Genomic DNA, 26,797 nt, shown 5'->3' with positions numbered 1-26,797 from the left:
CCGCCTTTGTCATTGCAGATACTCGCCTCTGCCCGGAAAACAGACCGCTGGAAACCCTATATTATAGCACGCGGGGTCAACCCCTCTCACGGCGCCCCAGCGCACCTCACAGCCCGAGCCGACGCTTCATCTCGGTTCGCAGCCGATTCAATTCAGTCAGTTCAACCAACTCCTCGGGCGTATGCGTGGACTGGCGCGTGAGCCGGTCGAGCCGGTCTGAACACGCGTCGTAACGCATCTTGAGCACGGCCGCCTGAAGCTCCTCGCCCGCGATCCGTTCCTGCTCGCGCTGCCGTTCGGACTGCGCGTCGTCGTCCGGATGCTGCAACGTCAGATCTCGGACGTTTTCATCATAGTCCAGAATTTCGCGGGTGATTTCCTCATAGGTCGCCGCATTCGCCGACATCTTCAACATATCGGAAAGCAAACGGAACTCCGCGCCGTCGCCCAGCGCACGCGCGTGATCGACGATTTCCATGAACAGCTCGCCGCTGCGCGGCAACGCACGCAGCGTCGCGAGCTGCTCGTCGTCGAGCTGCGACGCGATCCGCGGATGCATCACGAGATTGCGCAGCGCGCGCTTCTCGGTGTCGGTCACGCGGCGCCGCTCGCTGCGCGCGGGTGCCTGACGCACCGGCGCGGCGAGACGCGTATCGACGTCGGACAATGCCGCGACCTCGTCGAACGGCACGTCGAGCCGGTCCGCGATCATGTGCATGATCTGCGCGCGCAGCGCGTTCGCGGGCAGCGCCTGCAGCATCGGCTTCGCGTCGAACAGCGCCTTCGCGCGCCCTTCCGGCTGATCGAGCGCCTTGCCCGCGATCGCCTCGTTCAGCAGGAACTGTGACAGCGGCATCGCCCGCTCGACCTGCTCCGAAAACGCTTCAGCCCCGAATTCGCGCACGTAGCTGTCCGGATCGTGCTCGGCCGGCAGGAAAAGGAACCGGATCGTCCGGTTGTCCGCCGCATGCGGCAGGCACGCGTCGAGCGCGCGGCGCGCCGCCCGGCGGCCGGCCGCATCGCCGTCGAAGCTGAAGATCACCGTGTCGGTCTGGCGCAGCAGCTTCTGCACGTGGATCGGCGTGCACGCGGTGCCGAGCGTCGCCACCGCGTTCGGAAAACCGAGCTGCGCGAGCGCGACGACGTCCATGTAGCCCTCGACGACGAGCACGTACTTTTGCTCCCGAATCGCGAGCCGCGCCTCGAACAGCCCGTACAGCTCGCTACCCTTGTTGAATAGCGGCGTTTCCGGCGAATTCAAGTACTTCGGCTCGCCGCTGCCGAGCACGCGGCCGCCGAAGCCGATCACCTGCCCCTTCACGTTGCGGATCGGGAACATGATCCGCTCGCGGAACCGGTCGTACCGGCGCGCGACGCCTTGCGCGTCGGTCTTCTCGCTGACGATCACGAGCCCCGATTCGACGAGCGCGTCGTCGCGGTAGTCCGGAAACGCCGACTCGAGGTTCTGCCAGCCGTCCGGCGCATAGCCGAGCCCGAAGCGCGCGGCGATCTCGCCGGTCAGGCCCCGCTTCTTCAGATACTGGATCGCGGTCGGCGCGCCGCGCAGCTGCTTGCGGTAGTGGTCGCACGCGGCCTGCATCACGTCGGACAGCGCGGTTGCGACCGACTTCGACACGGCGGGCGGTCCGTAGCCGTCGCTGCCGCCGCCCCCGCCACGCACGGGCGACGGATCGTGCGGCACGGTCAGCCCGACCGACTGCGCGAGCTCCTGAACCGCGTCGGGGAACGTCAGCCCCGCGTGCTCCATCAGGAAGCCGATCGCGGTGCCGTGCGCGCCGCAGCCGAAGCAGTGATAGAACTGCTTGGTCGGGCTGACGGTAAACGACGGGCTCTTCTCGTTGTGGAACGGGCAGAGCCCCATGAAGTTCGCGCCGCCCTTCTTCAGCTGCACGAACCGACCCACCACGTCGACGATATCGACGCGGTTCAGCAAGTCCTGCAGGAACGAATGCGGAATCACCGTGGGATCGACCGGAGAACGGCGCGGCGGCCCGGCATACGCCGGGCGCGAGCGATTACTTGGACAGCGCGGCCTTGACCAGCGCGGAAACGGCCGTCATGTCGGCACGGCCGGCGAGCTTGCCCTTCAGCACGCCCATCACCTTGCCCATGTCCTGCGGGCCGGCCGCGCCGGTCGCGGCGACGGCGGCCTGCACTTCGGCCGCCACTTCCGCGTCCGACAGTTGCGCGGGCATGTAGCCGCCCAGCACCGTCAGCTCGGCCTGCTCCTTCGCGACCAGATCGTCGCGGCCGGCGGCCTGGAACTGGCTGATCGAATCCTTGCGCTGCTTGATCATCTTGTCGATCACGGCCGTGATGGCGGCGTCGTCGAGCGTGATCCGCTCGTCGACTTCACGCTGCTTGATCGCAGCCATCAGCAGGCGAATCGTCGCGAGGCGCTCGGTTTCCTTCGCGCGCATCGCGGCCTTCATGTCTTCGCTGATCTGCTCTTTCAAACTCATCTTTCACCCGAGTGATGGAAACTCGACGCCCGACAGGGCGTCAACACAAAAACCCGCTTGGGACATTGTCTCAAGCGGGTGGCTCGATTCCGGCATCGGCAATTCGCATGGGAACCGCCGGTGCGCCGCCCGGCGAACCGCGCGGCGCGAAACATTCGTTCAGTAAAGCTTCTTCGGCAGCGTCTGGCTGCGGATGCGCTTGTAGTGACGCTTCACCGCCGCGGCCTTCTTGCGCTTGCGCTCGGCGGTCGGCTTCTCGTAGAACTCGCGCGCACGCAGCTCGGTCAGCAGGCCGTTTTTCTCGATCGTGCGCTTGAAGCGGCGCATTGCAACTTCGAAAGGCTCGTTTTCTTTAACGCGGATGATCGTCATGACCCGTCACGTAAAAAATTGAGAGAGAAAGAGCGGCAGTATAGCAGAGCCACTGCACAGACACACTATCGCGTCAAGCGCCGCGAACGTGCTCGGCGGCCGCGCTGCCCGCCGCGACGCCGGACGCCCACGCCCACTGGAAGTTGTAGCCGCCGAGCCAGCCGGTCACGTCGACCGCCTCGCCGACGAAGAACAGGCCCGGCACGCGCGCGCTCATCATCGTCGCCGACGACAGCTCCCGCGTATCGACACCGCCCTTCGTCACCTCGGCCTTCCGGTAGCCCTCGGTGCCGGAAGGTGTCAGCGTCCAGCCGCCGAGCGCGTCGCCGATCTGGCGCAGCGCCTTGTCCGGCAGGTCGGCGAGCCGCGCGTCGGCGGCCACGCGGTGCGTGTCGAGCCACGCGTGCGCGAGCCGCGACGGCACCCAGTCCGCGAGCAGCGAGCCGATCTGCCGCTTCGAGCTGCGCTTCGCGTCGAGCAGCTCCGCCACGCCGTCGCGCTGCGGCAGCAGGTCGACCCGGATCGGCTCGCCCGGCTGCCAGTAGCTCGAGATCTGCAGGATCCCCGGCCCCGACAGCCCGCGATGCGTGAGCAGCAGATCCTCGACGAACGCGCCGCCGCGCTTCCTGTCGCCGGTCGATACGCGCACTTCGAGCGATACGCCGGACAGCGCCGCGAACGGCGCCCAGTCCTGCGCGGCGAACGTCAGCGGCACGAGCGCCGGACGCGTGTCGACGAGCTTGTGACCGAACTGCTTCGCGAGCCGGTAGCCGAAGTCGGTCGCGCCGATCTTCGGAATCGACAGCCCGCCCGTCGCGACGATCAGCGCGCGCGCGGCGATCCGGCCCGCCTGCGTGTCGAGCGTGAAGCCCTGCTCCGGCGTGTGACCGACCGCGTCGACGGCGACCGGCCGCCGCCACGCGACGCCGCCCGCGTCGCATTCGTGCTTCAGCACGTCGATCACAGCGTCGCTGCCGTGGTCGCAGAACAGCTGTCCCTTGTGCTTCTCGTGCCAGGTCACGCGATGGCGTTTCAGCAGCGTCATGAAATCACGCGGCGTGTAGCGCGCGAGCGCGGACCGGCAGAAATGCGGATTCGCGGACAGATAGTTGTCCGGCCCGGCATACAGGTTCGTGAAGTTGCAGCGGCCGCCGCCCGAGATCCTGATCTTTTCCGCGAGGCGCGGCGCATGATCGATCAGCACCACGCGCTGGCCGAGCTGCCCGGCGACCGCGGCACTCATCATGCCGGCCGCGCCCGCGCCGATCACGGCAATATCGAAGTTGTCCATCGCGCGGATTATATCGGCCGGCGGATGCCCGGCGCTCGAACGTATCCGTCGGCGGACGCGCCTCTACCACCGGCCGCCCCTACCTCTGAGTTCCAGCGCCGCGTTGCGCCGCCACCGCCGGCTGCTTCGCGTTCGCCGCCGGCGTGCGCGCCATCGCGCCCCGCACTTCGAAGCGCACCGAATCGGCAACCGATCCGTGCGCATCGACGAGCTCGAGCACGTGACGTCCCGGCCACGGCAGCCACGGCACGCGCGCGGCGCGACCGAGCGGCTTGCCGTCGAGCCGCCACGCGACGCGCGCGGACGCGCCGCCCGCGCGTTCGAACACGACCCGCTGGCGGCCGGCCGGAATGTCCGGGTCGAGCGCGAACAGCGTGCCGTCGGCAGGCGAGCCGATGCGCGGCGGGCCGCTCGATGCGCTCGACGTGTCGGCGGCCCGCGATACCCGCGCAGCGCCTGGCTCGCCCGCATCCGCCGCCAGGCCGACCACGGACATCTGCGTGCCGCTCAGGAACCACTCGTCGCGCGCCGGCTCGACGTTGCGCGCGAACGTGACGCGCGTGCGCACGACACCCGCCGGCGCGCGCGGCGCGACGCTCGGCACACGCCGGTGCAGATAGCCGACGATCGCGGCCCAGACCGGCGCCGCGCCCGTCACGCCGGACACGTCCCACATCGGCTGCCCGTCCGCGTTGCCGACCCACACGCCAACCGTATAACGCGACGTGAAGCCGACCGTCCAGTTGTCGCGCATGTCCTTGCTCGTGCCGGTCTTCACGGCCGAGAAAACCCGCGTCGCGAGCGGGCTGTCGAAGCCGAACGTGCGCGTGCGCGCGTTGTTGTCCGACAGCACGGTCGTGACGATGTAGCTCGCATCCGCGCTGAACACGCGGCGCGGCGCGGGCAGCGGCGCTCCCGCGACGCGCGCCGCGTGCGCCGCGTGCGCCGCGTTCACCACGTTCGCCATGTCCACCGCCGGCGGACGCGGCAGATCGCGCGTCGGCGCGGCGACGCCGCCGTTCGCGAGCGCGCGATACGCATTCGCGAGCGACAGCAGCGTCACGTCCGCGCTGCCGAGCGCGAGCGAATAGCCGTAGTAGTCGCCGCTTTGCGTCAGCGGCAGGCCGAGCGCGGTCAGCGTGTTCGCGAAGCGGTGCGGCGTGACCATCACGAGCGTGCGCACGGCCGGCACGTTCAGCGACGAGCCGAGCGCCGTGCGCACGCTGACCCAGCCCTTGAAGTCCTTGTCGTAGTTCTGCGGAATGTAGAGCCCGCCGCCCGCCGCGAGATCGAGCGGCGCGTCGTCGAGCAGCGACGCCGTCGTCAGGCGCCGCTCGTCGATCGCCTGCGCATACAGGAACGGCTTCAGCGTCGAGCCGGCCTGACGGCCCGCGAGCACCGCGTCGACATCGCCCGCGCCCGATAGCCGGCCGGACGAGCCGACCCACGCGAGCACGTCGCCCGTCGCGTTGTCGAGCACGACGACCGCGCCGTCGTGCACGTTGCGCGGATGCGCGCGAGCATTGAGCTCGACGAGCGTGCGCGTCAGCGTATCGGTCGCGAAACGCTGGAGCGGCGCGTCGAGCGTCGTCGTGATCCGCGCGCCGGCCATCGGGTTCGCTTCGGCGGCGACGCGGCGCGCGAAATGCGGCGCGAGCGATTCCGCGTCCGGCGACACCGACAGCATCGCCGGCGCCGGACGCGCGAACGCCAGTTGCACGAAGGCCGGGAGGTTCTCGCACAGCGCGGGCGCGTTCATGTCACGCAGAATCCGGCACGCACGCGCGCTCACTTTCGCGTACGGCGCGTTGGGCGAGCGGATCAGCGCGGCGGCGACCGCTGCCTCGCGCTCGTCGAGGCCGGACGGCAGCTTGCCGAACAGCGTGATCGACAGCGCGGACAGCCCGACCGCTTCGCCGCGAAACGGCACGAGGTTCAGGTACGCCTCGAGAATCTGGTCCTTGCGCCACGCGCGCTCGAGCCACAGCGCGCTCACGGCCTGGCCGGCTTTCTGCGTGAGCGAGCGCCGGCCCGCATGCTTCGTATCATCGTCGAGCAGCCCGGTCAGTTGCATCGTGACCGTCGACGCGCCACGCGTACGCGTATTCCACAGATTCGCCCACGCGGCGGCGGCCGCGCCGCGCCAGTCGACGCCGCTATGCTCGTAGAAGCGCTTGTCCTCCGACACGACGATCGCCTCGCGCAGCGCCGGCGACACGTCGGCGAGCGCCACCCAGTCGCCGCGCCGCTCGGTCTTGTCGATGCGCGTGCGCTGCAGCGGCGTGCCGTCGCGCGCGAGCAGCAGCCAGTCGGAGCTGTGCCACTGCGAGCGCACGTCGTCGAACGACGGCAGCGCGCGCGCGGCAAGCGGCGCCGCCACCAGCCACGCGCAGAGCGCGACGCGCGCGAGCACGGCCCATCCGCCCGGCGTCGAACGATCGCGTGCGGCTTCCCGTGTGCCGATCGGCATCATCGCGCGCTCCGCTTACTTCGCGCCCGCCGCCGGCCGCACGACGACCGGCGCATTCGGCAGCACACCGAACGACGACGGCGCATAGAGCGCCTCGACGCGGGTCGGCGGCAGGCCGAACGTGCCGACGTTGTTCAATCGCACCGTGTACTCGATCGAGAATTTGCCCTTCGGCAGATAGTCGTAGTACGCGCGATAGCCGTCGAAGCCGCGCTCGACGAACGCAGGCCACGCGCCGCGCTGCGACTTCTCGCCTTCGGTCGCGGCTTCCGAATCGCGGCCGAGGCCCGAGCCGAGAATCGTCGCGCCCGCCGGCACCGGATCGTTGACGACGACCCACGTCATGTCGGACTGCGCATCGATATCGAGGTGCACGCGCACGATGTCGCCGCGCGTGTTCACGCCCTTCACGGCGGGATCGACAGGCGTGAGCGTCTTCGTGATCCGGTAGCCCGCCGCGAACGGCGCCTTCAGCGCGACGGCCGCGAGACTCTCGATCGTCGCCCACGGCTTGCCGGCACCTTCGTGCGTGAGCGTCAGCGGCACCGGCGAGCGGCGTGCTTCCGGCGGCCACGGCAGCAGCACGCTGCGCGTGTCCGCGGTCGTCGTCGCAGCGGTCGCGCTGGTCACACCCTTCACAGCCGTCGCCGATGCGGCGTTCGCCGCTGCCGAGGCGACCGCCCCCCATCCGATCGATTTCACCTCCGTGCCGAGTTGCATCCTCGTCTGCCCGGCGACCGGCACGCTCTCGAATGCCTGCGAGAAACGCCGGACCGCGAGCGAGCCCCACAGGTTCGCCGTCGTCGTCTGCCACGCGCCGTTCTTCTGCAGCGCGAGCAGGCCCGCGACCAGCCGCGGCATCTCGTCCTTCCAGCCCGGCAGATCGACGAAGGTCAGCGCGGTGCGCGCCGCGTTCGTCTCGGTGTCCGTCATCAGCCACCAGAGATCGTCGCCGTCGGCCGTCGAGAACGTCAGCCGCGTGCCCTGATACGTGAGGCGCGAACGGATGATCTGCTCGGCCTGCGCGAGCTTCTGGTCGCGCTGCGGCACGTCCTTCACGCGCGACAGGATCGCGTAGTAATCGAGCACCGCCGACGTCGGCCACTGGTTCGGCGCGATTTCGATCGACCCGAGCATGCTCGCCCGCGCCGCGCCGTGACGCGACAGCGCTTCGAGCGCGGCCAGCTTGCGCAGATCGAGATCCTTGCGCGGCGCCCAGACGTTGCGCTCGAGCCGCCCTTCGACGAAGTTCACGAGGCCGCCTTCGAGTTGCGCGCGTAGTTCGTCGGGCAACGCGAAGCGCGGATCGAGCTTCGCCGCCTCGTCGGTCACCGACAGCAGATACGCGGAGAGCGTCGTGCTGCCCGTGTTGCCGCTGCCTTCGCTCGGCGGGAAGTAGTTCGCGAGGCCGTCGCGATCCAGATAGACCGGCATCCGCGCGACGACCGCCTGCCATTGCGCGGCGTCGCGCAGGCCGAGCGCGCGGGACGTCAGCTGTTCGAGGCAGCCATACGGATAGCGCTCGAACCAGCGGCGCACGCCGGGCAATCCGTCGGACAGCGTCGACTGCATCGACACCGCGATCCCGCCGCGCAACGCGCCCGCCTGCGTCGCGCTCGCGTCGGCCGGCGCGGCGACGGGCAGCGAGAACGTGCCGTCGACCTGCGTGAGCGTCGCCTGCTGCACGGTGACCGGAATCGCGGCCGTCACGCGCTGCGCGACCTTCAGCGCATCCGACGCGTGCGCGCCGCCCTGTTCCGCCGCGCCGATCTGCCACGTCAGCGCGGCCGCCGGCGCGTCGGCGATGCCGTCGGGCGGCATCACGTCCCACGCGACTTCGCGCGCGGAATCCGGGCCGACGTCGACCGTCTGCGGCGGCAGCGGCAAGCCGGGCACGCTCGGCGTGACGACGACTTTCATCGCACGCGTCGTCGTATTGCGCACCGTGAACTGCGCGCGGAATCGGTCGCCTTCGCGCACGAGCGGCGGCAGGCCGGACACGAGCTGCAGATCCTGCGTGCTGCGGATCGACGCGCTGCCGGTGCCGAACATCGCGTCGCCGATCGCCGCGATCGCGACGATCCGGAAGCGTGTCAGCGAATCGTTCAGCGGCACGTCGACGGTCGCGTCGCCGTTCGCATCGAGCGTCACGCGCGGATTCCACAGCAGCAACGTGTCGAACAGCTCGCGCGTCGCGCCGCGCCCACCGCCGCCGCCCGCCGGCACCGCCTTGCGCCCGAAGTGGCGCCGCCCGACGATCTCCATCTGCGCGGTCGCGGTTTCGACGCCGTACGCGCGCCGCTGCAGCATCGCGCCGAGCAGGTCCCAGCTATCGTTCGGCATCAGTTCGAGCAGCGCCTCGTCGACCGCCGCGACCGCGATCTGCGTGCCCGCCGGCGCGGGCTTGCCGCCCGGCATCCGCACGTGCAGCTTCACGTGAGCCTTGCCCCGCACCGTGTACGACTTCGCGTCCGGCGCGACGGTCACCGCGAGCCGGTGCGCGGCCGTGCCGACCTTGATCTCCGCGAGCCCGTAGCGGAACGCCGGCTTCGACAGATCGACGAGCGTCGTCGGCGCTTCGTACTGCCGGCCTTCGTACCAGAACGCGCGCGCCCATTCGAGCGGCGCCTTCCAGCCCCACGTGAAGAACGAATACCACGGCACCTCCCGGATGCGTCCGCGCAGCGCGAGCACCGACACGTAGACATTCGGCCCCCACGCATCGCTCACCTTCAGCTCGACGGTCGGATCCTTGCCGTCCAGCTTCACGACGTGCGTCTCGATGATCCCTTCGCGCTCGACCGCGACGAGCGCCGTCGCGAAGCGGAACGGCATCCGCACCTGGAAGCGCGCGGTCTCGCCGGGCTCGTACGCGGTCTTCTCGGGCAGCACGTCGATGCGGTCGGTGTTCTCGCCGCCGAACCACAGATCCTCCTCGCGCGTGACCCAGATCGACGTCGTCGCGGTCGACGCGTTGCCTTCGCCATCCTTCGCGGTCACGACGAGATCGACGTTGCCCGCTTCCTTCAGCTTCGCGTCGCAGGTCATCAGCCCGTGCTCGTCGCTCTTGCCGCTGCACAGCGTGCCGAGATCCTTCGTTTCGGTGTGGTTGTCGTACGCGTAGAAGCCGCCGACCATCCGCTTGCGCGACGTCGTCGTGATCCGCGCGACACCGCGCACGTCGAGCGGCACGCCCGCGCGCGGCTTGCCCTGCAGATCGACCGCGAGCGCCTTCACCGGCACCGTGCTGCCGACGGACACCCACTGCCCCGACTTCACGCCCGCGACGACCGCGGCCGGCCACAGCATCGCGCCGCCGCTGATCGTCTGAATCTCGCCGTTCGGATCGGCGAACGTCGCTTCGAGCGCGAGACGTTTCGGCGCATCGACGCGCGGCAGATTTTTCAGCGTGAAGCCGCCCGCGCCGTTGCGGTCGAGCGTGACGGATTCCTTGTCGGCGATCAGCTTCGAGCCGTCGTCGCCGTCTTCGCTGCCGGCCTGCTGATCTTGCGCGTCGCCGTCGTCGCCATCGCCGCCGGACGACGCGTTGTCGTCGCTGCGCTTCGTGTACGGGATGAAACTGAAATCCGGATACGTGTCGGCGAACGCCGGCGACGCGCGCTTCGTCAGCGCCGACACCTGCACCGGCAGGCCCGACGCGCCGCCGCCGGACATGTAGTCGATCTGCAACGCGAGCGGCGCTTCCTTCGCGGCAACAAGCGGATGCGCGTTCTCGTCGCGCACCGCGATCGTGCCCTTGAACACTGGCAGCCGGAATTCCTCGACACGGAACGAACCGGATTCGACGCTGTTGCGCGGCGCGCTTCCGTCTCCATCGTCGCCACTGTCGTCGGACGAGGACGAGGACGACGATGCATCCGCGTCGCCGTCGTCGAGCGACACGCTGTATTCGCCGAGCTTCGCGGCGGCGGGAATCGCGAACGTCGAATCCGCGGTGTGATCGGCCGCCCATTTGAGCGGCAGATGCCAGGTCTGGCCGCTGCCGAGATGACGGATCGTCACGCGCGACGGATACGTTTTCGGAAACCCGAGCCCGTGCATCGTCTCGACGCGGATCATGTGCTTCATCGACACCGTCTCGCCGGCGCGCAGCAGCGTGCGGTCGAACACGGTATGCGCGCGCACGGTCCGGTCGACGCTCGTGTCGGTCGGCACGTTGAAGCGCCACGCTTCGATCCCGCGATTCCAGTCGGAGCGCACGAACGCCATGTCGTGGCCGGTCTTCGGATCGTCGACGCGCGCGGACACGAACAGGCCGCCGAAGTTGTCGTCCTTGCATGCGACGCGCGATGAGAGCGCCTGGTTGATCATCAGCACGCCGTGCGCGTCGGTCTTGCCGGACGCGAGCGCATCGCCGTTGCAGTCGCTCACGTGCACATCGGCGTTCGGCACCGGCAGCCCTTTGTCGAGCGTCGTCACCCAGACGACGGCGTTCTCGCGCCCCTGCTTGAAATGCACGCCGAGATTCGTGACGAGCACGGCCGTGCGGACGTACATCGGCGCGTGCTTGCCGAGCAGCGACGCGCCGAGCGCCGGCGACGCGAGCTCGATCACGTAGAAGCCGGGCTTCGCGATCGGCACGCCGACCACCTCGAATGGCCGCAGCGCCTTCGGATCGGCCTTCGGCAGCGTCAGCGTCTCGACGTTCGACCGCCCGGCGAGCAGCGACAGCGAACGCACGTCGATCTGCGGATTCTTGCGGTCCTCCTGCATATCCGAATTATTCGACCCTTCGCCGGTGCGCCGCACGATCACCGGATGCGGATTGCGCGCGAGCAGATTCGGCATCTGCGCGTCGATCTCGTTGCGCGACATCGTGAAGCCGTCGAATACGTCGACGCGGCGCATCCAGCGGCGGATATCGGTATCGGCGTCGACGCGCAGCTTCGAGAACTGCGCGTTGCCCGCGTTGAGCCCCGCGATGTGCAGATCGGCTTCGACGTTGCGCAGCGTGACCGGCACGAGCGCGGGCATGTCCGGCTCCGCGAAGCGCTCGACGATCCCGAACGTGCCTGACGAAAACTTCGCGAGCGGCGGCAGCGACGCGGTCGTCGTCTTCAGCGGGAACAGATCGGCGTTCGTCAGCGCTCGGCCGCTCGCGTCCTTCAGGCCGGACGGCAGCGTAATCGTCAACTCCGCGCGTTCGGGCAGCGGCGCGGCGAATTGAACGTCGGAGGTCTGCGGATCCTTGTCGTCCGGCGCAAACGTCGGCTTGATCTCGCCGTCCGGGCCCTTGATGCGGATCTTCTCCGCGTCGGCGCGCTCGATCGGCGCATTGAACTGCAGATGCAGCGGCCGCAACGGCGTGCATGGGGCTTTCGCGTTCTCGCGTTCGCAGCCGAAGCTCGCGGCGAACGGTTCGCGCACCGTGAAATCGAAGCGGCGTTCGACGTCGTTCGCGATTCCGCTCGGGCTCGCGACGCCCTTGCCGTACACGAGCTGCGCCTTCGCGCCGGACGGCAGCGCCTGCTGGCATTGGAGCGTCAGCACGCGCGCGGCATCCTTCTGCAGCCTGAAGCGCTTGAGCAGCGCGTCGCGGGTCGCCGCATCGGCGTTCTTCACCGGAATGCGATTGCCGAGGCTGCTCGATTCACACCAGACGTTCTGCCGCACCGACGCATCGGTCGCGGGCCCGTTCAGCTGGACGACGAAGGTCTGCGATTCCTCGATCTCGCCGTCGCCCGGCTCGACGCTCCGCACGAACGGCCCGCCCGTCTCGAACGTGTAGTGTCGCGGCCCGCTCAGCGCGTTGCCCGCCGACGACTTGAGCCCGTCCTTCAGATCGACCGCGCACGCGACACCGGGCGGCAGATCGGCGGCAAAATCCCAGGCCCAGGTCTTGTCGTCGATCCAGCGCGCCTGGCCGGCGCTCGCGGACGCGTCGTTGCATCGTATCCGCGCCGGCGCGGGCGCATCGGCGGCGCCGAACGCGACGATCGACTCGTCGAACTTGACGACGACCTGCCGGACCTGCGCGACCTTGCCCTGCGGCGACACGTGCGTGACGCGCGCGGCGTCGGCACGCCACGCGGCCGTCAGAAAAAAGCCGAGCACGACGGCTGCCGCGGCCGCCCATACGTATTGCTGTTTTACGTTGCCGCTTCGCATCGCCCGCCCCCGGGTTACATTTTTCTTTCGAATCGAAGCGCATTCTAACCGACGCGCGAGCGGCGTCATTAGCGACGCACACCGGACGCACACACCGGACGTGCAACCCGCTGCCCGTCCACTGCGCGCGAGCCCCGCTGGTATACTTTCCCGTTACGTCGACATTCGGCGCCGCGCGCACGGCGCGCGCCCATTCCCCATCATGCTCGTTCTCGGCATCGAAAGTTCCTGTGACGAAACCGGCCTCGCGCTCTACGACACGCAGCGCGGGCTGCTCGCGCACGCGCTCCATTCGCAGATCGCGATGCACCGCGAATACGGCGGCGTCGTGCCCGAGCTCGCGTCGCGCGACCACATTCGCCGCGCGCTGCCGCTGCTCGAGGACGTGATGGAAAAAGGCGGCGCGCGGCGCGAGGACATCGACGCGATCGCGTTCACGCAAGGCCCCGGCCTCGCGGGCGCGCTGCTCGTCGGCGCGAGCATCGCGAACGCGCTCGCGATGGCGTGGAACAAGCCGACCGTCGGCATCCACCATCTCGAAGGGCATCTGCTGTCGCCGCTGCTCGTCGCCGAGCCGCCGCCGTTCCCGTTCGTCGCGCTGCTCGTGTCGGGCGGGCATACGCAGCTCATGCGTGTGACCGACGTCGGCGAATACGAAACGCTCGGCGAGACGCTCGACGATGCCGCCGGCGAAGCGTTCGACAAGACCGCGAAGCTGATCGGCCTCGGCTATCCCGGCGGCCCGGAGGTGTCGAAGCTCGCGGAGACGGGCACGCCCGGCGCCGTCGTGCTGCCGCGCCCGATGCTGCATTCCGGCGATCTCGATTTCAGCTTCAGCGGCCTGAAGACGGCCGTGCTCACGCAGATGAAGAAATTCGAAGCGGCGGGGCTGACCGGCGACGCGCTCGAACGGGCGAAGGCCGATCTCGCGCGCGGGTTCGTCGACGCGGCCGTCGACGTGCTCGCCGCGAAGTCGCTCGCGGCGCTGAAGAAGACGAAGCTCAAGCGGCTCGTCGTCGCGGGCGGCGTCGGCGCGAACCGCCAGTTGCGCGCGGCGCTGTCGGCCGCGGCAACGAAGCGTGGCTTCGACGTGCACTACCCCGATCTCGCGCTCTGCACCGACAACGGCGCGATGATCGCGCTGGCCGGGGCGCTGCGTCTCGCGCGCTGGCCCGACCAGGCGAATTGCGACTATGCATTCACCGTGAAGCCGCGCTGGGATCTCGCGTCGCTCGCGCGCTGAGTCCGCGCAGTGGGCCAGCAGTGCGTCCGCGCCGGGCCTGCACTGCGCCGGCGTTGAGTCCGCTTTGAGCCCGCTTTGAGCCCTTAAGCGGCCAGACGCTTGTCGCGCTCGATCAGCGCATATGCGCTGTGATTGTGGATCGACTCGAAATTCTCGGCCTCGAGCACATACGCGACGATGCGCTCGTCCCGATCGAGACGCTGCGCGACGTCGCGCACCAGATCCTCGACGAACTTCGGATTCTCGTACGCGCGCTCGGTCACGAACTTCTCGTCCGGACGCTTCAGCAGCCCCCACAGCTCGCACGACGCCTCTTCCTCGGCGATGCGGATCAGCGTCTCGACCGGCAGATCGGCCGCGAGCTCCGCGTCGATCGTCACGTGCGAGCGCTGATTGTGCGCGCCGTACTGCGAGATCTTCTTCGAGCACGGGCACAGGCTCGTGACCGGCACGAGCACCTTCATGAACACGCGCGTCGCGCCGTCGCGGACATCGCCCGCGAGCGTCACTTCGTAGTCCAGCAGACTTTGAACGCCCGATACCGGCGCGGTCTTGCTGACGAAATACGGGAACGTCACCTCGATGCGGCCGGCCGTCGCCTCGAGCTTGTCGAGCATCGACGCGAGCATCGCGCGGAACCGCTCGAGCGTCAGCGGCGCGCGATGTTCTTCGAGCAGCGCGACGAAACGCGACATGTGCGTGCCCTTCTGCTCGGCCGGCAGATGCACGTCGAGATTCCAGACGCCGACGCTCGGCTGCTCGTCGCCGCTTGCGGTACGCACCGTCAACGGATGCCGGACCGCCTTCACGCCGACGCGCTGGATCGGGATCTGACGGGTATCCACCGTGCTCTGCACGTCGGGCATCACGAAAGCGGGATTCATCTGGTTCATTTTTTTCAATCCTTGTTAGCCGCGCGATGCTGCTTCGCGCGCGCCGCGACGAGCGGCAGCCGGAAATGCAACATGGGCCCGCAGGCCCATGTTTTCCGAATCAATGAAAAACCGGATCACGCCCGACTGGCCGGCCCGCGAAGGCCGGCCGGTCGCGCCGCCGCGGATCTCAGGCCACGCGCTTCGCGTGGCCGGCCACGTCGGCCGCCTGGCTCAGAAAGCGTTCGCGGATCGACTTCGCGATGCCCGCGGCGTCGAGGCCGCACAGCGACAGCAGCTTCGCGGGATCGCCATGATCGATGAAGCGGTCCGGAAGGCCCAATTGTAGTACGGGCCGGATAACCCCACGCTCCATCAGGGCTTCGACGCACGCGGAACCCGCGCCGCCCATCACGCAGCCTTCCTCGATCGTGACGATCGCGTCGTGCGTGCGCGCGAGCTCGCGCACGAGCTCCGCGTCGAGCGGCTTCACGAAGCGCATGTTCGCGACGGTCGCATCGAGCTCTTCGGCCGCCGCGAGCGACGGCGCGACCATCGTGCCGAACGCGAGGATCGCGATCCGCTTGCCCTCCGGCTGCGACGTTCGGCGGCGCACCTCGCCCTTGCCGAGCGGGATCCCGGTGAGTTCCTTCACGGTCGCGACGCCCGTGCCGGCGCCGCGCGGATAGCGCACCGCGGTCGGATTCGGCTGCTGCAGCGCGGTGTGCAGCATCTGGCGGCATTCGTTCTCGTCGGACGCGGCCATGATCGTCATGTTCGGGATGCAGCGCATGAACGCGAGGTCGTACGCGCCCGCGTGCGTCGCGCCGTCCGCGCCGACGAGGCCCGCGCGGTCGATCGCGAACACGACCGGCAGGTTCTGCAGCGCGACGTCGTGAATCAGCTGGTCGTACCCGCGCTGCAGGAACGTCGAGTAGATCGCGACGACGGGCTTCAGCCCCTCGGTCGCCAGGCCGCCCGCGAACGTGACCGCGTGCTGCTCGGCGATACCGACGTCGTAGTAGCGATCCGGGAAGCGCTTCTCGAACTCGACGAGCCCCGAGCCTTCGCGCATCGCGGGCGTGACGCCGACGACGCGCTTGTCGCGCTCGGCCTCGTCGCACAGCCATTCGCCGAACACCTGCGTGTACGTCTTCTTCGCGGGCGTCGGCGACGGCTTGATCCCTTCGGCCGGATTGAACTTGCCCGGGCCGTGATAGAGCACCGGGTCGGCCTCGGCGAGCTTGTAGCCCTGCCCCTTCTTCGTGACGACGTGCAGGAACTGCGGGCCTTTCAGCTCCTTAATGTTCTGCAGCGTCGGGATCAGCGAATCGAGATCGTGACCGTCGATCGGGCCGATGTAGTTGAAGCCGAACTCCTCGAACAGCGTCGCGGGCACGACCATGCCCTTCGCATGCTCCTCGAGCTTGCGCGCGAGCTCGAGCACCGGCGGCGCGACGCTCAGCACGCGCTCGACGCCCGCGCGCGCGGCCGCGTAGAAGCGGCCCGACATCAGGCGCGCGAGATGGCGGTTCAGCGCGCCGACCGGCGGCGAGATCGACATGTCGTTGTCGTTCAGGATCACGAGCAGCTTCGCGTTCTCGTCGATGCCCGCGCTGTTCATCGCCTCGAACGCCATGCCGGCCGTCATCGCGCCGTCGCCGATCACCGCGATCGAGAAGCGGTTGTCGCCGTTCAGCTTGCTGCCCGCCGCCATCCCGTACGCGGCCGAGATCGACGTGCTCGAGTGCGCGGTGCCGAACGTGTCGTATTCCGACTCGCTGCGGCGCGGAAAGCCCGAGATGCCGTCGAGCTGACGCAGCGTCGGCATCTGGTCGCGGCGGCCGGTCAGGATCTTGTGAGGATAGGTCTGATGACCGACGTCCCACACGATGCGGTCGTTCGGCGTATCGAACACGTAGTGCAGCGCGATCGTCAGTTCGACCGTGCCGAGGTTCGACGACAAATGGCCGCCCGTCTTCGACACGCTGTCGAGCACGAACGCACGCAGCTCGTCGGCGAGCGGGTGCAGTTGGCGACGATCGAGGCGGCGCAGATCCGCCGGATCGTCGATGGTTTTGAGCAAGTCGTACATCGTCGTTCCACTTTAGGAAAACACACGCGCCCGCCCTCCTCGGCGCGCACCGCGGCGGGCGCGCGGCGGCGGGACTGCGCGTCAGCTCGCCCGGTTCACCACCAGGTCGGCCAGTTCGGCGAGACGCTGCGCGCGCGCGCCGAACGGCTTCAGCGCGGCGTGCGCGTCCGCGCGCAAGCGCGCGGCGAGCTCGCGCGACGCGTCGAGGCCGAGAATCGATACGTAGGTCGGCTTGTCGTTCGCCGCGTCCTTGCCGGCCGTCTTGCCGAGCGTCGCGGAATCGGTCGTCACGTCGAGAATATCGTCGACGACCTGGAACGCGAGCCCGATCGCGGCCGCATACGCGTCGAGCGACGCCATCGCGTCAGCCGACGGCGCATCGCCCGCAAGCGCGCCCATCCGGACCGACGCGCGCAACAGCGCGCCGGTCTTCATTCTGTGCATCGTCTCGAGCTGCTCGCGCGACAGCTTCACGCCGACGCTCGCGAGATCGATCGCCTGCCCGCCGGCCATCCCGATCGAGCCGCTCGCGAGCGCGAGTTCGCGCACGAGCGCGGCCTGCTGGGCCGGCGCGAGCGCGTCGGCATCGGTCAGCGCGACGAACGCCTGCGACTGCAGCGCGTCGCCGACGAGCAGTGCCGTCGGCTCATCGTATTTCACGTGGACGGTCGGCTTGCCGCGGCGCAGCGCGTCGTCGTCCATGCACGGCATGTCGTCGTGGACGAGCGAATACACGTGGATCATCTCCAGCGCCGCCGCCGCCGCGTTGCGCGCCGCCTCGGTCGCGCCGGTCAGTTCGCCCGCCGCATGGCACAGCAGCGGACGCACGCGCTTGCCGCCGCCCATGACCGCATAGCGCATCGCCTCATGGAGTTGCGCGGGCACCACAGTGTCCGCCGGCAGATAGCGGCCGAGCGCGTCCTCGACACGGTCGAGCACCGACCGCACCCATTGTTCGAATGTCATAGATCGTCGTCTTCGCCGTCCGTGGCGGCCGCGCCGGCCGAAAGCGGCTTCAGGGTCGCCCCGTCGAGCACGCGGACCTGCTGCTCCACTTTTTCGAGCTGCTGTTGGCAAAACGCAACAAGCGCGGCACCGCGCCGATAGGCCGTCAGCGAATCCTCGAGACTCAGGCTGCCGCCTTCCATCCGCGCGACCAGCGTTTCGAGCTCCGCCAGCGCCGTCTCGTAATTCTCCGGCAAGGGTTCGGAGCCGTTGCCGGGCGGCGTGGCACCTGGGGATGCGGATTTCGCCATGGACGATGTGTCAAATTTCAAAACAAGTCGGACATTCTACGGCAAAAGCGAATTCCCCGACCTCCTGACATGCTTCCTTCCGCGCGCGCACTCCGACCCCATCACGATGCGCACCGGCGCGCGAAAATTTGCGTTGTCACAAAAATTTTACACAAATCAGATACTTAAGCGTCCCCCTCGGATATCGATCCCGGTATAATCTTCGGCTCCCCAAAATCGAATTTTCGATGGTTGGGTTGTTCACTGCTTTCACGCTTTCACCGGGAGTGGGAATGTCCAATCTGAGCGACGCGCTGCAGTTGAAGTCGGCACACAGCCAGCTTCCAGTCACGGCTTACTTCGATGAGGCGCTGCTTGCGCGCGAAATCGAAACACTTTTCAAGCAAGGACCTCGCTACGTCGGGCACGAATTGATGGTGCCCGAGGCGGGGGACTATTTTGCGCTGCCTTCCGAGAACGAGGGCCGCGTGCTGGTGCGCAACCCGGCGAACCAGGTCGAACTGCTGTCGAACGTCTGCCGCCACCGGCAGGCGATCATGCTGAACGGGCGTGGCCACACGCAGAACATCGTGTGCCCGCTGCACCGCTGGACCTACGATCTCGAGGGCCAGCTGCTCGGTGCGCCGCACTTCCCCGACAAGCCCTGCCTGAACCTGAACAAGGCGCCGCTGCAGAACTGGCAGGGGCTGCTGTTCGAGGCCGGCGGCCGCGACGTCGCACGCGATCTCGCACGGCTCGGCACCCGGCATCACTTCGACTTCTCGGAGTACGTGTTCGATCACGTGCAGATCCACGAGTGCGACTACAACTGGAAGACGTTCATCGAGGTGTATCTCGAGGATTACCACGTCGTCCCGTTCCACCCGGGCCTCGGCAGCTTCGTGTCCTGCGACGATCTCGAGTGGGAATTCGGCGACTGGTACAGCGTGCAGACGGTCGGCGTGCACAGCGCGCTCGCGAAGCCGGGCAGCCCGACATACCAGAAATGGCACGAGCAGGTGCTGAAGTTCCGCGACGGCGTGCCGCCCGAGTTCGGCGCGATCTGGATGGTCTACTACCCGGGCGTGATGATCGAATGGTATCCGCACGTGCTCGTCGTGTCGTGGCTGATCCCGCGCGGCCCGCAGAAGACCACGAACATCGTCGAGTTCTACTATCCCGAGGAAATCGCGCTGTTCGAGCGCGAGTTCGTCGAGGCGGAGCGCGCGGCCTATATGGAAACCGCGGTCGAGGACGACGAGATCGCGATGCGGATGGATGCCGGGCGCCGGGCGCTGCTCGAGCGCGGCGAGTCGCAGGTCGGTCCGTACCAGAGCCCGATGGAAGACGGCATGCAGCACTTCCACGAGTTCCTGCGGCGCGAGCTCGGCGCGATCTGACGGATCGGCCGGCGGCATGATGAAAGCATGACGAAAGACGAGCTGCGGCTCGTCTTTTTTTGTTTAGACTTAGTACATCAGGCCCCTTAGCTCGTCAGGCCGTTCGCTCAATCAGGAGCCGTCATGTCACACACCCACTACACCACGCTCATCTCGGCGGCCAATCTCGCCGAACGCGTCGCGGCCGCGCCGGCCAGCGTCGTGCTATTCGACTGCCGCTTCGATCTCGCGGACACCGGCGCGGGCGAAGCCGCGTATGCGGCCGGCCATCTCCCCGGCGCGCAGTATCTCCACCTCGATCGCGACCTGTCGGGCCGCAAAACCGGCACGAACGGCCGCCATCCGCTGCCGTCGCGCGACGCGCTCGTCGCGACGCTCGTCAATCGCGGCCTGAAGCAAGGTCAGCAGGTCGTCGCGTACGACGCGCATGGCGGCATGTATGCGGCGCGGCTCTGGTGGCTGCTGCGCTGGCTCGGGCACGATTCAGTCGCGGTCCTCGACGGCGGCCTGCAAGCATGGGAGGCCGCCGGTCAGCCGCTCGCGACCGACGTGCCGCGCGTCACCGCCGGCGATTTCCGCGCGCAGCCGCCGCTCGAGGTGACCGCCGACGCGCAGGCGGTGCTCGCCAATCTCGCGACGCACGCGCGGCTCGTGATCGACGCGCGCTCGCCCGATCGCTATCGCGGAGAAAATGAAACGCTCGATCGCGTCGGCGGCCACATCCCCGGCGCACGCAACCGCTTCTTCAAGGACAACCTGACCGCGGACGGCCGCTTCAAGACCGGACACGAGCTGCGCGAGACGTTTTCCGCGCTGCTCGCCGGCACCGAGCCGAACCGCGTGATCCTGCAATGCGGCTCGGGCGTGACCGCATGCCACAACGCGCTCGCGCTGGAGATCGCGGGCCTGCACGGCGCCGCGCTGTATCCGGGTTCGTGGAGCGAATGGAGCAGCGATCCGGCGCGACCGGTCGCGACCGGCCCCACGCCGTAATGCGACGGCGCGCCGGCGGGCACCCGCTCGCCGGAGCGCGCTCCGCTTCACTTCTTTCACATCACGCCTTTCACATCACGCCATACTTGCGCAGCCACGCGATCGCGCGCTTCCAGCTGTCCTCCGCATCGGCCTTCACATAGCTCGGACGATAGTCGGCGAAAAAGCCGTGCCCCGCGTCGTCGTAGATGACGATCCGCGATTCGTGCGCGGCCCGCGTATCGCTCGCCGCGAGGCCCGCACGCAAGTCGGCCAGCGTGGCCTGCGGATTGACCGTGTCCTTCGCGCCATAGAAGCCGAGCACCGGCACCTGCAGCGACGACACCCGATCGACCGGATTGAACGGCGTCATTTCGTCGTGCTTGCCCTCGACCATCCCGTACCACGAGACGGCCGCGCGCACGTTCGAATTGTGCTCCGCATACAGCCACGCCTGACGCCCGCCCCAGCAGAAGCCGACCACGCCGACCCGCTTCGCGTCGCCGCCGTTGGCAATCGCCCACGCGACGGTCGCGTCGAGATCCTCGGTGACCTCGCGGTCGGGCACCTTGCTGACGATGGATTCGACGATGCCCTGGATCGTCGGCATCTTCGACACGTCGCCTTGCCGCGAGAACAGGTCGGGCGCGACCGCCAGATAGCCGAGCTTCGCGAAGCGGCGGCAGACGTCCGCGATGTGGGCGTGCACCGCGAATATCTCGTGAATCACGACGACGACCGGCAGATCGGACTTGCCCTGCGGCTGCGCGCGATAGGCGGGCACGCTCGCGTCGCCCGAGCGGATCTCGACCGTGCCCGCATCGAGTCCGGCGCTGTCGGTGGTGATCGTCTGCGCGGACACGGGCAGCACCGCCGCCGCGAACGTGCCGCCGAGCGCCGCCTGCACGAACTTGCGGCGCGAAAACGGTACATGGGGAACCAGACTGTCGACTTCGGGTTTCAGCATGGACGGCATCCTCCGAGGTTGAAGTTCGCGGGCACGCATCGCGCAACCGCTCAAATTGAGAATAGTCTGATACGCTCCGTCTGAAATTTGTCATACAAAACTGGAATTACAACGTTCGGCGGTTAGAGTGTCGGCATCCGACGGGTCAATTTCGATTCGCGTCTCCGAACACGTCTGCGTCGCTCTGACCGCATCGATCATGGAAGCACGGTTTATCGCGCATGGCGCCCTGAGGTGCCTGCTTTGCTGCGTATTGCTCTCGACCCTGCTCGCCGGATCGCTTCCCGCTACGGGCGCCGTCGTCTGCGGCAAGCCGCTCTTCACCGACGAAGAGCAGCGATGGATCAACGCGCACCCGGTCGTCCGCGTCGCGGCGGAAGCCGACTGGCATCCGATCGAATACCTCCGCAACGGCGAACACGCGGGCCTCGTCGCCGGCTACCTCGGCGCGATCTCCAGAATGACCGGCATCACGTTCCGGTTCGTGTCCGGCACGCAATGGGGGCACGCGTATCCGGCGCTCGAGTCGGGCAAGGTCGATCTGCTGCCGGGCATCTGGCGCGAAGTCGCACACGAACGGCTCGGCGATCGCGCGCTCGTCAGCACGCCGTATTTCGTCGGCCAGCTCGCGGCGGTGACGCGCGAGAACGCGCGGATGATCTTCGGCCTGCAAGGGCTCGACGGCAAGCGCGTCGCGATCAAGGGGCGCGGCTCGATCGAATACTTCCTGCGCCATGGCGGCGTGAAGCTCGACGTGCTGGCGTTCGATACCGAGGAACGCGCGCTCGCCGCCGTCGCCGAAGGTGCCGCCGACGTCGCGCTCGGCGTCGACGCGACGCTGCTGCCGATCCTTCGCCGCCGTTTCCAGGGGCAGCTCCACGTGTCCGGCACGCTCGCCGACCGGCCGCTGTCGCTCGCGATGCTCACGCGCGCCGATTCGCCGATCCTCGCATCGATCATCGACAAATCGCTTGCGGCGATTCCGGTCGACGAAACGGCCGCGATGACCCGCACCTGGGTCGAACTCGCCGACTACGGCAAGCCGACGCTCCGCTCGATCCTCCACTACCGCGCGCCGCAGGTGCTCGCGGTCGGCATCGCGCTCGCCGCCTTCGCGCTGCTCGCGTATCTGTCGTGGAAATCGCGCGCCGCCGCGATCCGCAGCGAGCGCGACAAGGCGCTGTTCCTTGCGTTCGTCAGCCACGAAATCCGCACGCCGATGCATACGGTGCTGTCGTCGCTCGAGCTGCTGCAGCGCTCGCGGCTGACCGGCAGGCAGGCGAGCCGCGCGAACGCCGCGATCTCCGCATCGGAAACGCTGCTCACGCTGCTCGACGACATCGCCGATTATTCTCGTCTCGAATCCCGCAAGATCGTGCTGGCGCCACAGCCCGTCGAGCTCGAATCGTGGGCGCGGCAGAGCCTCGACATGGTGCGCTGGCGCGCCGACGAAAAGCAGCTTGCGCTCGACGTCGCATGCCCGCCGTCGCTGTGTGTCGTGATCGATCCGGTGCGCGTGCGCCAGATCGTCGTCAATCTGCTCGTCAACGCGATCAAGTTCACGTCGGCCGGGTCGGTCACGCTGCGCATCGACTATCTGCCTGGCCGGCACGGTCAAAGCGGCACGCTGATGATTCAGGTGCGAGACACCGGCATCGGCATTTCGCCCGAGCGGCGCGAGCATATCTTCGACGCGTACTGGCAGGCCGAGCATGCGCCGCATCGCGCCGCGACCGGCAGCGGGCTCGGGCTCGCGATCTGCCGTGAGCTCGTCGGGCTGATGCGCGGCACGATCACGGCCGACAGCACACCGAACGTCGAAACGACGATGACGGTCCGCCTGCCGGTCGCCGCGACAGTCGCTCGAGCGCCGGCCGCGGCCACCGTACCCACCGTACCCACCGTACCCACCGTACCCGCCGCACTCGACGCGCCCGGCCGCGCCGCCGACATCGCCGCCGACATCGCCGACATGTCCGTCGCGTCGCCGGTCGCACACCGGCCGGACGCACGCCGCGATGTTCCGCTCGTGCTCGTCGTCGACGATCACGAAACCGTCCAGTTCGCGATCCGCCAGCAATGCGACGAGCTCCGCTGCCAGGCGGTGATGGCCAGCACCGGCCGGGACGCGCTGCAGCAGCTCGCGCGCACGCGCTTCGACATGGTGCTGCTCGACTGCAACCTGCCCGACATCGACGGCTATGCGGTCGCGCAACGGGTCCGGCAGGGCGAGACCGCGCGCCAGGCCGAACGCGTGCCGATCATTGCGATCTCGGCGTCCACCGACGACGCACACAAGATGCGCTGCTTCGAGAGCGGCATGGACGGCGTGCTCGGCAAGCCGCTGCGTCTGCATGCGCTGCGACAGATGATCTCGATGTGGTGCCCCGCGTACTCGGGCATCGCGCTCGACGAACCGCCCGAGCACACCGGGCCGGGCCATGGGGGCGATCTCCGGACGATATACGTGAGCAGCGTCGCGGAGGATTTCGACGCGCTCGCCACCGCGCTACTCAAGCGCGACATTCCGGGCGCGCTGCACGCGACCCACCGGATCAAGGGGGCGTCGCACATCGCGGGGTTCGCCGAGATCGCGCAGTTGATCGACCACGTCGAAACGCGCCTGCGCAAGACCGGCAATCCGCGCATGGAGATGCCCGCGTAACCGACGCGCGCCATCCCGATTCACGCCAGCCGGCCGGCGCCGGCACGCGTTGCGTGGCGAAGCGCGAACCCCGATATCTCCTCTCCCATGCATTCGGCCGACGTTGCACGCGCGCGATCCTTGCAGGCGGCGGTTGCCCCATACAATCGGGAGCCCGTTCGATCCGAGCACTCGATTCAAGCATTCGCCCGACGCACCCACCCGGGCATTCGGCGGTCGCTCACGAGGCATCGGCCGCTGCCATCGGAGACCTTCACGCCGCCATCCGGCCGACTTTTTATTTTAGCCAATCGGGTTAAAAAATATCCCGACAACCAGTAAGCTACGCGATTGTCGATACCAGTGCGAAAAATGCCGGAGCTTGTCTCCGCCTGCCAGCCGTATCGCAAGCATTCAGAGGTATGCCATGAGGCCAGAGCAAAAACCGATCCGCGTCGTGGTGCTGGATGACCATGCTGTCGTCCAGCACGGAATCGCCACCTATCTCACCGAGAAGACCGGAATCGAAGTCGCCGCGAGCTTTACGAAATCGAGGGAGCTGATTCACTGGCTCGAAGACAATCAGGCGGACGTCGTACTGCTCGACTACACGCTCGGCCCCGACGACATCGACGGCCTCAATCTCGTCAAGCTCGTCAATACCCGCTTCCCGGACTGCAAGATCCTGATGACGTCGAGCAACGACATGCCGTCCACCGTCAACATGACGATGCGCGCGGGCGCGCTCGGCTTCTTCGGCAAGAGCGAGAACCTGCTCGAGCTTCAGCATGCGATTCACGTCGTCGCGACGGGCCGGCCGTACATCAGCGCGTCGCTCGCGAACAAGATGGTGGTGAGCCGGACGATCGATCCGCACGTGCTGGACGCGAAGTCCGTCGACGAAGTCGACGACGACGCGACGCCCTCGGACCTGTTCCCGGACCGGCGTCTGAGCCCGCGCGAGCACGAAGTGATGCGCTGCTATCTCGCCGGGATGACCGTATCCGACATCGCGATGAAATTCTCGCGCAGCCGCAAGACGATCAGCGCACAAAAGCAGTCCGCATTCCGCAAGCTCGGGATTCGCAACGACGTCGAGTTGTTCGCGTCGCGCAAACTGCTCGCCAAACGCTGAGTGCGCTTTGCGTCAGTGCAGCGTCAGTGCAGCTTCACGCGCGGCAGCGTCGTCCGGCGCAGCCAGTGGGCGACGGTATCGAGGATCATCCGCGGATAGCCGTGCAGCGCCGCGACGTGCAGACGGTACAGCGACATGTACATGAAGCGCGCGAACAGGCCTTCCACGAGCATGTTGCCGCCGATCACGCCGCCCATCAGGTTGCCGACCGCGCTGAAGTGGCCGAGCGACACCAGCGAGCCGAAATCGCGATACGTGAACTCCGGCAGCGGCCGGCCGTCGAGCCGGCTCGCGAACGCCTTCAGCAGGAAGCTCGCCTGCTGGTGCGCCGCCTGCGCGCGCGGCGGCACGTTGCGCTCGTTGCCGGGCCACGTGCATGCCGCGCAATCGCCGAGCGCGAAGATGTTGTCGTCGGTGAAGGTCTGCAGCGTGCGCCGCACCTCGAGCTGACCGAGCTTGTTGACCGCGAGGCCATCCAGATGCGACAGCACCGCCGGCGCCTTGATGCCCGCGGCCCAGACGGTCAGATCGGCCCGCACCGCCTTGCCGCTCGCGGTGCGCACGACCCCGGGCGCGACCTCGATCACGCGCTCCGACAGCATCAGCTTCACGCCGAGCTTGCCGAGCAGCTCCGCGGTCGACGACGACACGCGTTCCTGCAGCGCCGGCAGGATCCGCGGCCCCGATTCGATCAGCACGATGCCGACGTCGTGCCGCGGATCGAGCTTGTGCAGCCCGTACGCGGACAGCACCTGCGCGGTGTTGCGCAACTCCGCCGACAGCTCGACGCCGGTCGCGCCGCCGCCGACGATCGCCACCTGGATGCGCGGCTCGGTGACCGCCGGGGACTCGGCGGATGCCGGCGCGTCGCCCGCCGCTTCGACGACGGGCACCGGACTCTGATGCTCGGCACGCATGCATGCGGCGATCAGGCGCTTGCGGAACCGCTCGGCCTCGGCGACGGTGTCGAGCGCGATCGCATTCTGCTGCGCGCCGTCCACGCCGAAGAAGTGCGTCGTGCTGCCGATCGCGATCACGAGCGTGTCGTAGTCGAGCGTGCGCTGCGGCAGCAATTCTTCGCCGTCGCTGTCGTTGACGGGCGCGAGCGTGATCCGCTTCGCGGCGCGATCGAGCCCGGCCAGTTCGCCCTGCTGGAACTCGAAGCCGTGCCAGCGCGCTTGCGCCGCGTATTCGAGCTCCTGCGTAAACGGATCCATGCTGCCCGCCGCGACTTCATGCAGCAGCGGCTTCCAGATATGCGTCGGATTGCGGTCGACGAGCGTGACGACCGCGCGCGCCGGGCGCGTGCGCTCGCCGTAACGATTGCCGAGCCGCGTCGCCAGTTCGAGACCGCCCGCGCCCCCGCCCACGATGATGATTCGATGCATCGATTTCCCCTTGCGATTCAAAACCGGCAGCGGCCGCGTGCGATGCATTGTCCGGGAGCTTGTACCTTGACGACAAGCAAACCGTGTCGATCAGTGACATC

General features: G+C 68.1%; 17 protein-coding genes. 5 read left to right on the top strand and 12 right to left on the bottom strand.

The annotated features are described in order from the left end of the window. Window positions 1–106 precede the first annotated feature (106 nt). From dnaG to HZI36_RS00815, 6 genes are all read right to left on the bottom strand, one after another. Window positions 107–1,981: a DNA primase gene (gene dnaG / locus HZI36_RS00840; RefSeq protein WP_179400717.1), complete on the bottom strand. Its 1,875-nt coding sequence runs from the start codon at window positions 1,979–1,981 to the stop codon at window positions 107–109. 55 nt (window positions 1,982–2,036) lie between these two features. Further along, complete coding sequence (locus HZI36_RS00835) at window positions 2,037–2,483, bottom strand: GatB/YqeY domain-containing protein (protein WP_179400716.1); 447 nt, start codon at window positions 2,481–2,483, stop codon at window positions 2,037–2,039. A 159-nt stretch (window positions 2,484–2,642) separates the two neighbouring features. Then, window positions 2,643–2,855: a 30S ribosomal protein S21 gene (rpsU, locus tag HZI36_RS00830; RefSeq protein ID WP_006479415.1), complete on the bottom strand. Its 213-nt coding sequence runs from the start codon at window positions 2,853–2,855 to the stop codon at window positions 2,643–2,645. 73 nt (window positions 2,856–2,928) lie between these two features. Next, a complete protein-coding gene (locus tag HZI36_RS00825; protein ID WP_179400715.1) occupies window positions 2,929–4,146 on the bottom strand; it encodes a BaiN/RdsA family NAD(P)/FAD-dependent oxidoreductase in 1,218 nt (405 codons plus the stop codon). A 79-nt stretch (window positions 4,147–4,225) separates the two neighbouring features. Then, complete coding sequence (pbpC, locus tag HZI36_RS00820; RefSeq protein WP_179401033.1) at window positions 4,226–6,616, bottom strand: penicillin-binding protein 1C; 2,391 nt, start codon at window positions 6,614–6,616, stop codon at window positions 4,226–4,228. A 15-nt stretch (window positions 6,617–6,631) separates the two neighbouring features. After that, window positions 6,632–12,745 carry an alpha-2-macroglobulin family protein gene (locus tag HZI36_RS00815; RefSeq protein WP_179400714.1) on the bottom strand — a complete coding sequence of 2,038 codons (6,114 nt, stop codon included), beginning with the start codon at window positions 12,743–12,745 and terminating at the stop codon, window positions 6,632–6,634. 202 nt (window positions 12,746–12,947) lie between these two features. Between HZI36_RS00815 and tsaD the strand changes: the two genes are divergently transcribed. Then, the gene (gene tsaD / locus HZI36_RS00810) at window positions 12,948–13,988 is read left to right on the top strand and encodes a tRNA (adenosine(37)-N6)-threonylcarbamoyltransferase complex transferase subunit TsaD (RefSeq protein ID WP_179400713.1); all 1,041 of its coding nucleotides are present in this window, start codon (window positions 12,948–12,950) and stop codon (window positions 13,986–13,988) included. Window positions 13,989–14,071: 83 nt separating this feature from the next. On the opposite strand, the gene folE2 is transcribed toward tsaD, so the two are convergent. From folE2 to HZI36_RS00790, 4 genes are all read right to left on the bottom strand, one after another. Next, on the bottom strand, window positions 14,072–14,881 hold the full coding sequence (gene folE2 / locus HZI36_RS00805; protein ID WP_179400712.1) for a GTP cyclohydrolase FolE2: 810 nt from the start codon (window positions 14,879–14,881) through the stop codon (window positions 14,072–14,074). Between the two features lie 169 nt (window positions 14,882–15,050). Next, window positions 15,051–16,955, bottom strand: coding sequence for a 1-deoxy-D-xylulose-5-phosphate synthase (gene dxs, locus HZI36_RS00800; RefSeq protein WP_179400711.1), 1,905 nt, complete (start codon window positions 16,953–16,955; stop codon window positions 15,051–15,053). An 81-nt stretch (window positions 16,956–17,036) separates the two neighbouring features. Beyond that, window positions 17,037–17,921, bottom strand: coding sequence for a polyprenyl synthetase family protein (locus HZI36_RS00795; RefSeq protein WP_179400710.1), 885 nt, complete (start codon window positions 17,919–17,921; stop codon window positions 17,037–17,039). Further along, complete coding sequence (locus HZI36_RS00790) at window positions 17,918–18,211, bottom strand: exodeoxyribonuclease VII small subunit (protein WP_179400709.1); 294 nt, start codon at window positions 18,209–18,211, stop codon at window positions 17,918–17,920. Before HZI36_RS00790 ends, HZI36_RS00795 begins: the two co-directional genes overlap by 4 nt. 272 nt (window positions 18,212–18,483) lie before the next feature. Between HZI36_RS00790 and HZI36_RS00785 the strand changes: the two genes are divergently transcribed. Both HZI36_RS00785 and HZI36_RS00780 read left to right on the top strand, forming a co-directional pair. After that, entirely contained in the window at window positions 18,484–19,590 is a 1,107-nt protein-coding gene (locus HZI36_RS00785) for an aromatic ring-hydroxylating oxygenase subunit alpha (protein ID WP_179400708.1), read from the top strand. 123 nt (window positions 19,591–19,713) lie between these two features. Further along, a complete protein-coding gene (locus HZI36_RS00780; protein ID WP_179400707.1) occupies window positions 19,714–20,583 on the top strand; it encodes a sulfurtransferase in 870 nt (289 codons plus the stop codon). 70 nt (window positions 20,584–20,653) lie between these two features. On the opposite strand, the gene HZI36_RS00775 is transcribed toward HZI36_RS00780, so the two are convergent. Then, window positions 20,654–21,529: a dienelactone hydrolase family protein gene (locus tag HZI36_RS00775; RefSeq protein WP_179400706.1), complete on the bottom strand. Its 876-nt coding sequence runs from the start codon at window positions 21,527–21,529 to the stop codon at window positions 20,654–20,656. A 253-nt stretch (window positions 21,530–21,782) separates the two neighbouring features. Here HZI36_RS00775 and HZI36_RS00770 point away from each other — a divergent pair, with 253 nt between their 5' ends. Together HZI36_RS00770 and HZI36_RS00765 are read left to right on the top strand one after the other, a co-directional pair. Further along, window positions 21,783–24,194 carry an ATP-binding protein gene (locus HZI36_RS00770; protein WP_281376128.1) on the top strand — a complete coding sequence of 804 codons (2,412 nt, stop codon included), beginning with the start codon at window positions 21,783–21,785 and terminating at the stop codon, window positions 24,192–24,194. Between the two features lie 406 nt (window positions 24,195–24,600). Next, on the top strand, window positions 24,601–25,308 hold the full coding sequence (locus tag HZI36_RS00765; RefSeq protein ID WP_179400704.1) for a response regulator: 708 nt from the start codon (window positions 24,601–24,603) through the stop codon (window positions 25,306–25,308). Window positions 25,309–25,331: 23 nt separating this feature from the next. On the opposite strand, the gene HZI36_RS00760 is transcribed toward HZI36_RS00765, so the two are convergent. Next, complete coding sequence (locus HZI36_RS00760) at window positions 25,332–26,696, bottom strand: NAD(P)/FAD-dependent oxidoreductase (RefSeq protein WP_179400703.1); 1,365 nt, start codon at window positions 26,694–26,696, stop codon at window positions 25,332–25,334. Window positions 26,697–26,797: the final 101 nt, after the last annotated feature.

Origin of the sequence: Burkholderia guangdongensis (assembly GCF_013403875.1) — a bacterium.
GTDB lineage: Bacteria > Pseudomonadota > Gammaproteobacteria > Burkholderiales > Burkholderiaceae > Burkholderia > Burkholderia guangdongensis.
This window is presented reverse-complemented; position numbering and strand designations above follow the sequence as displayed.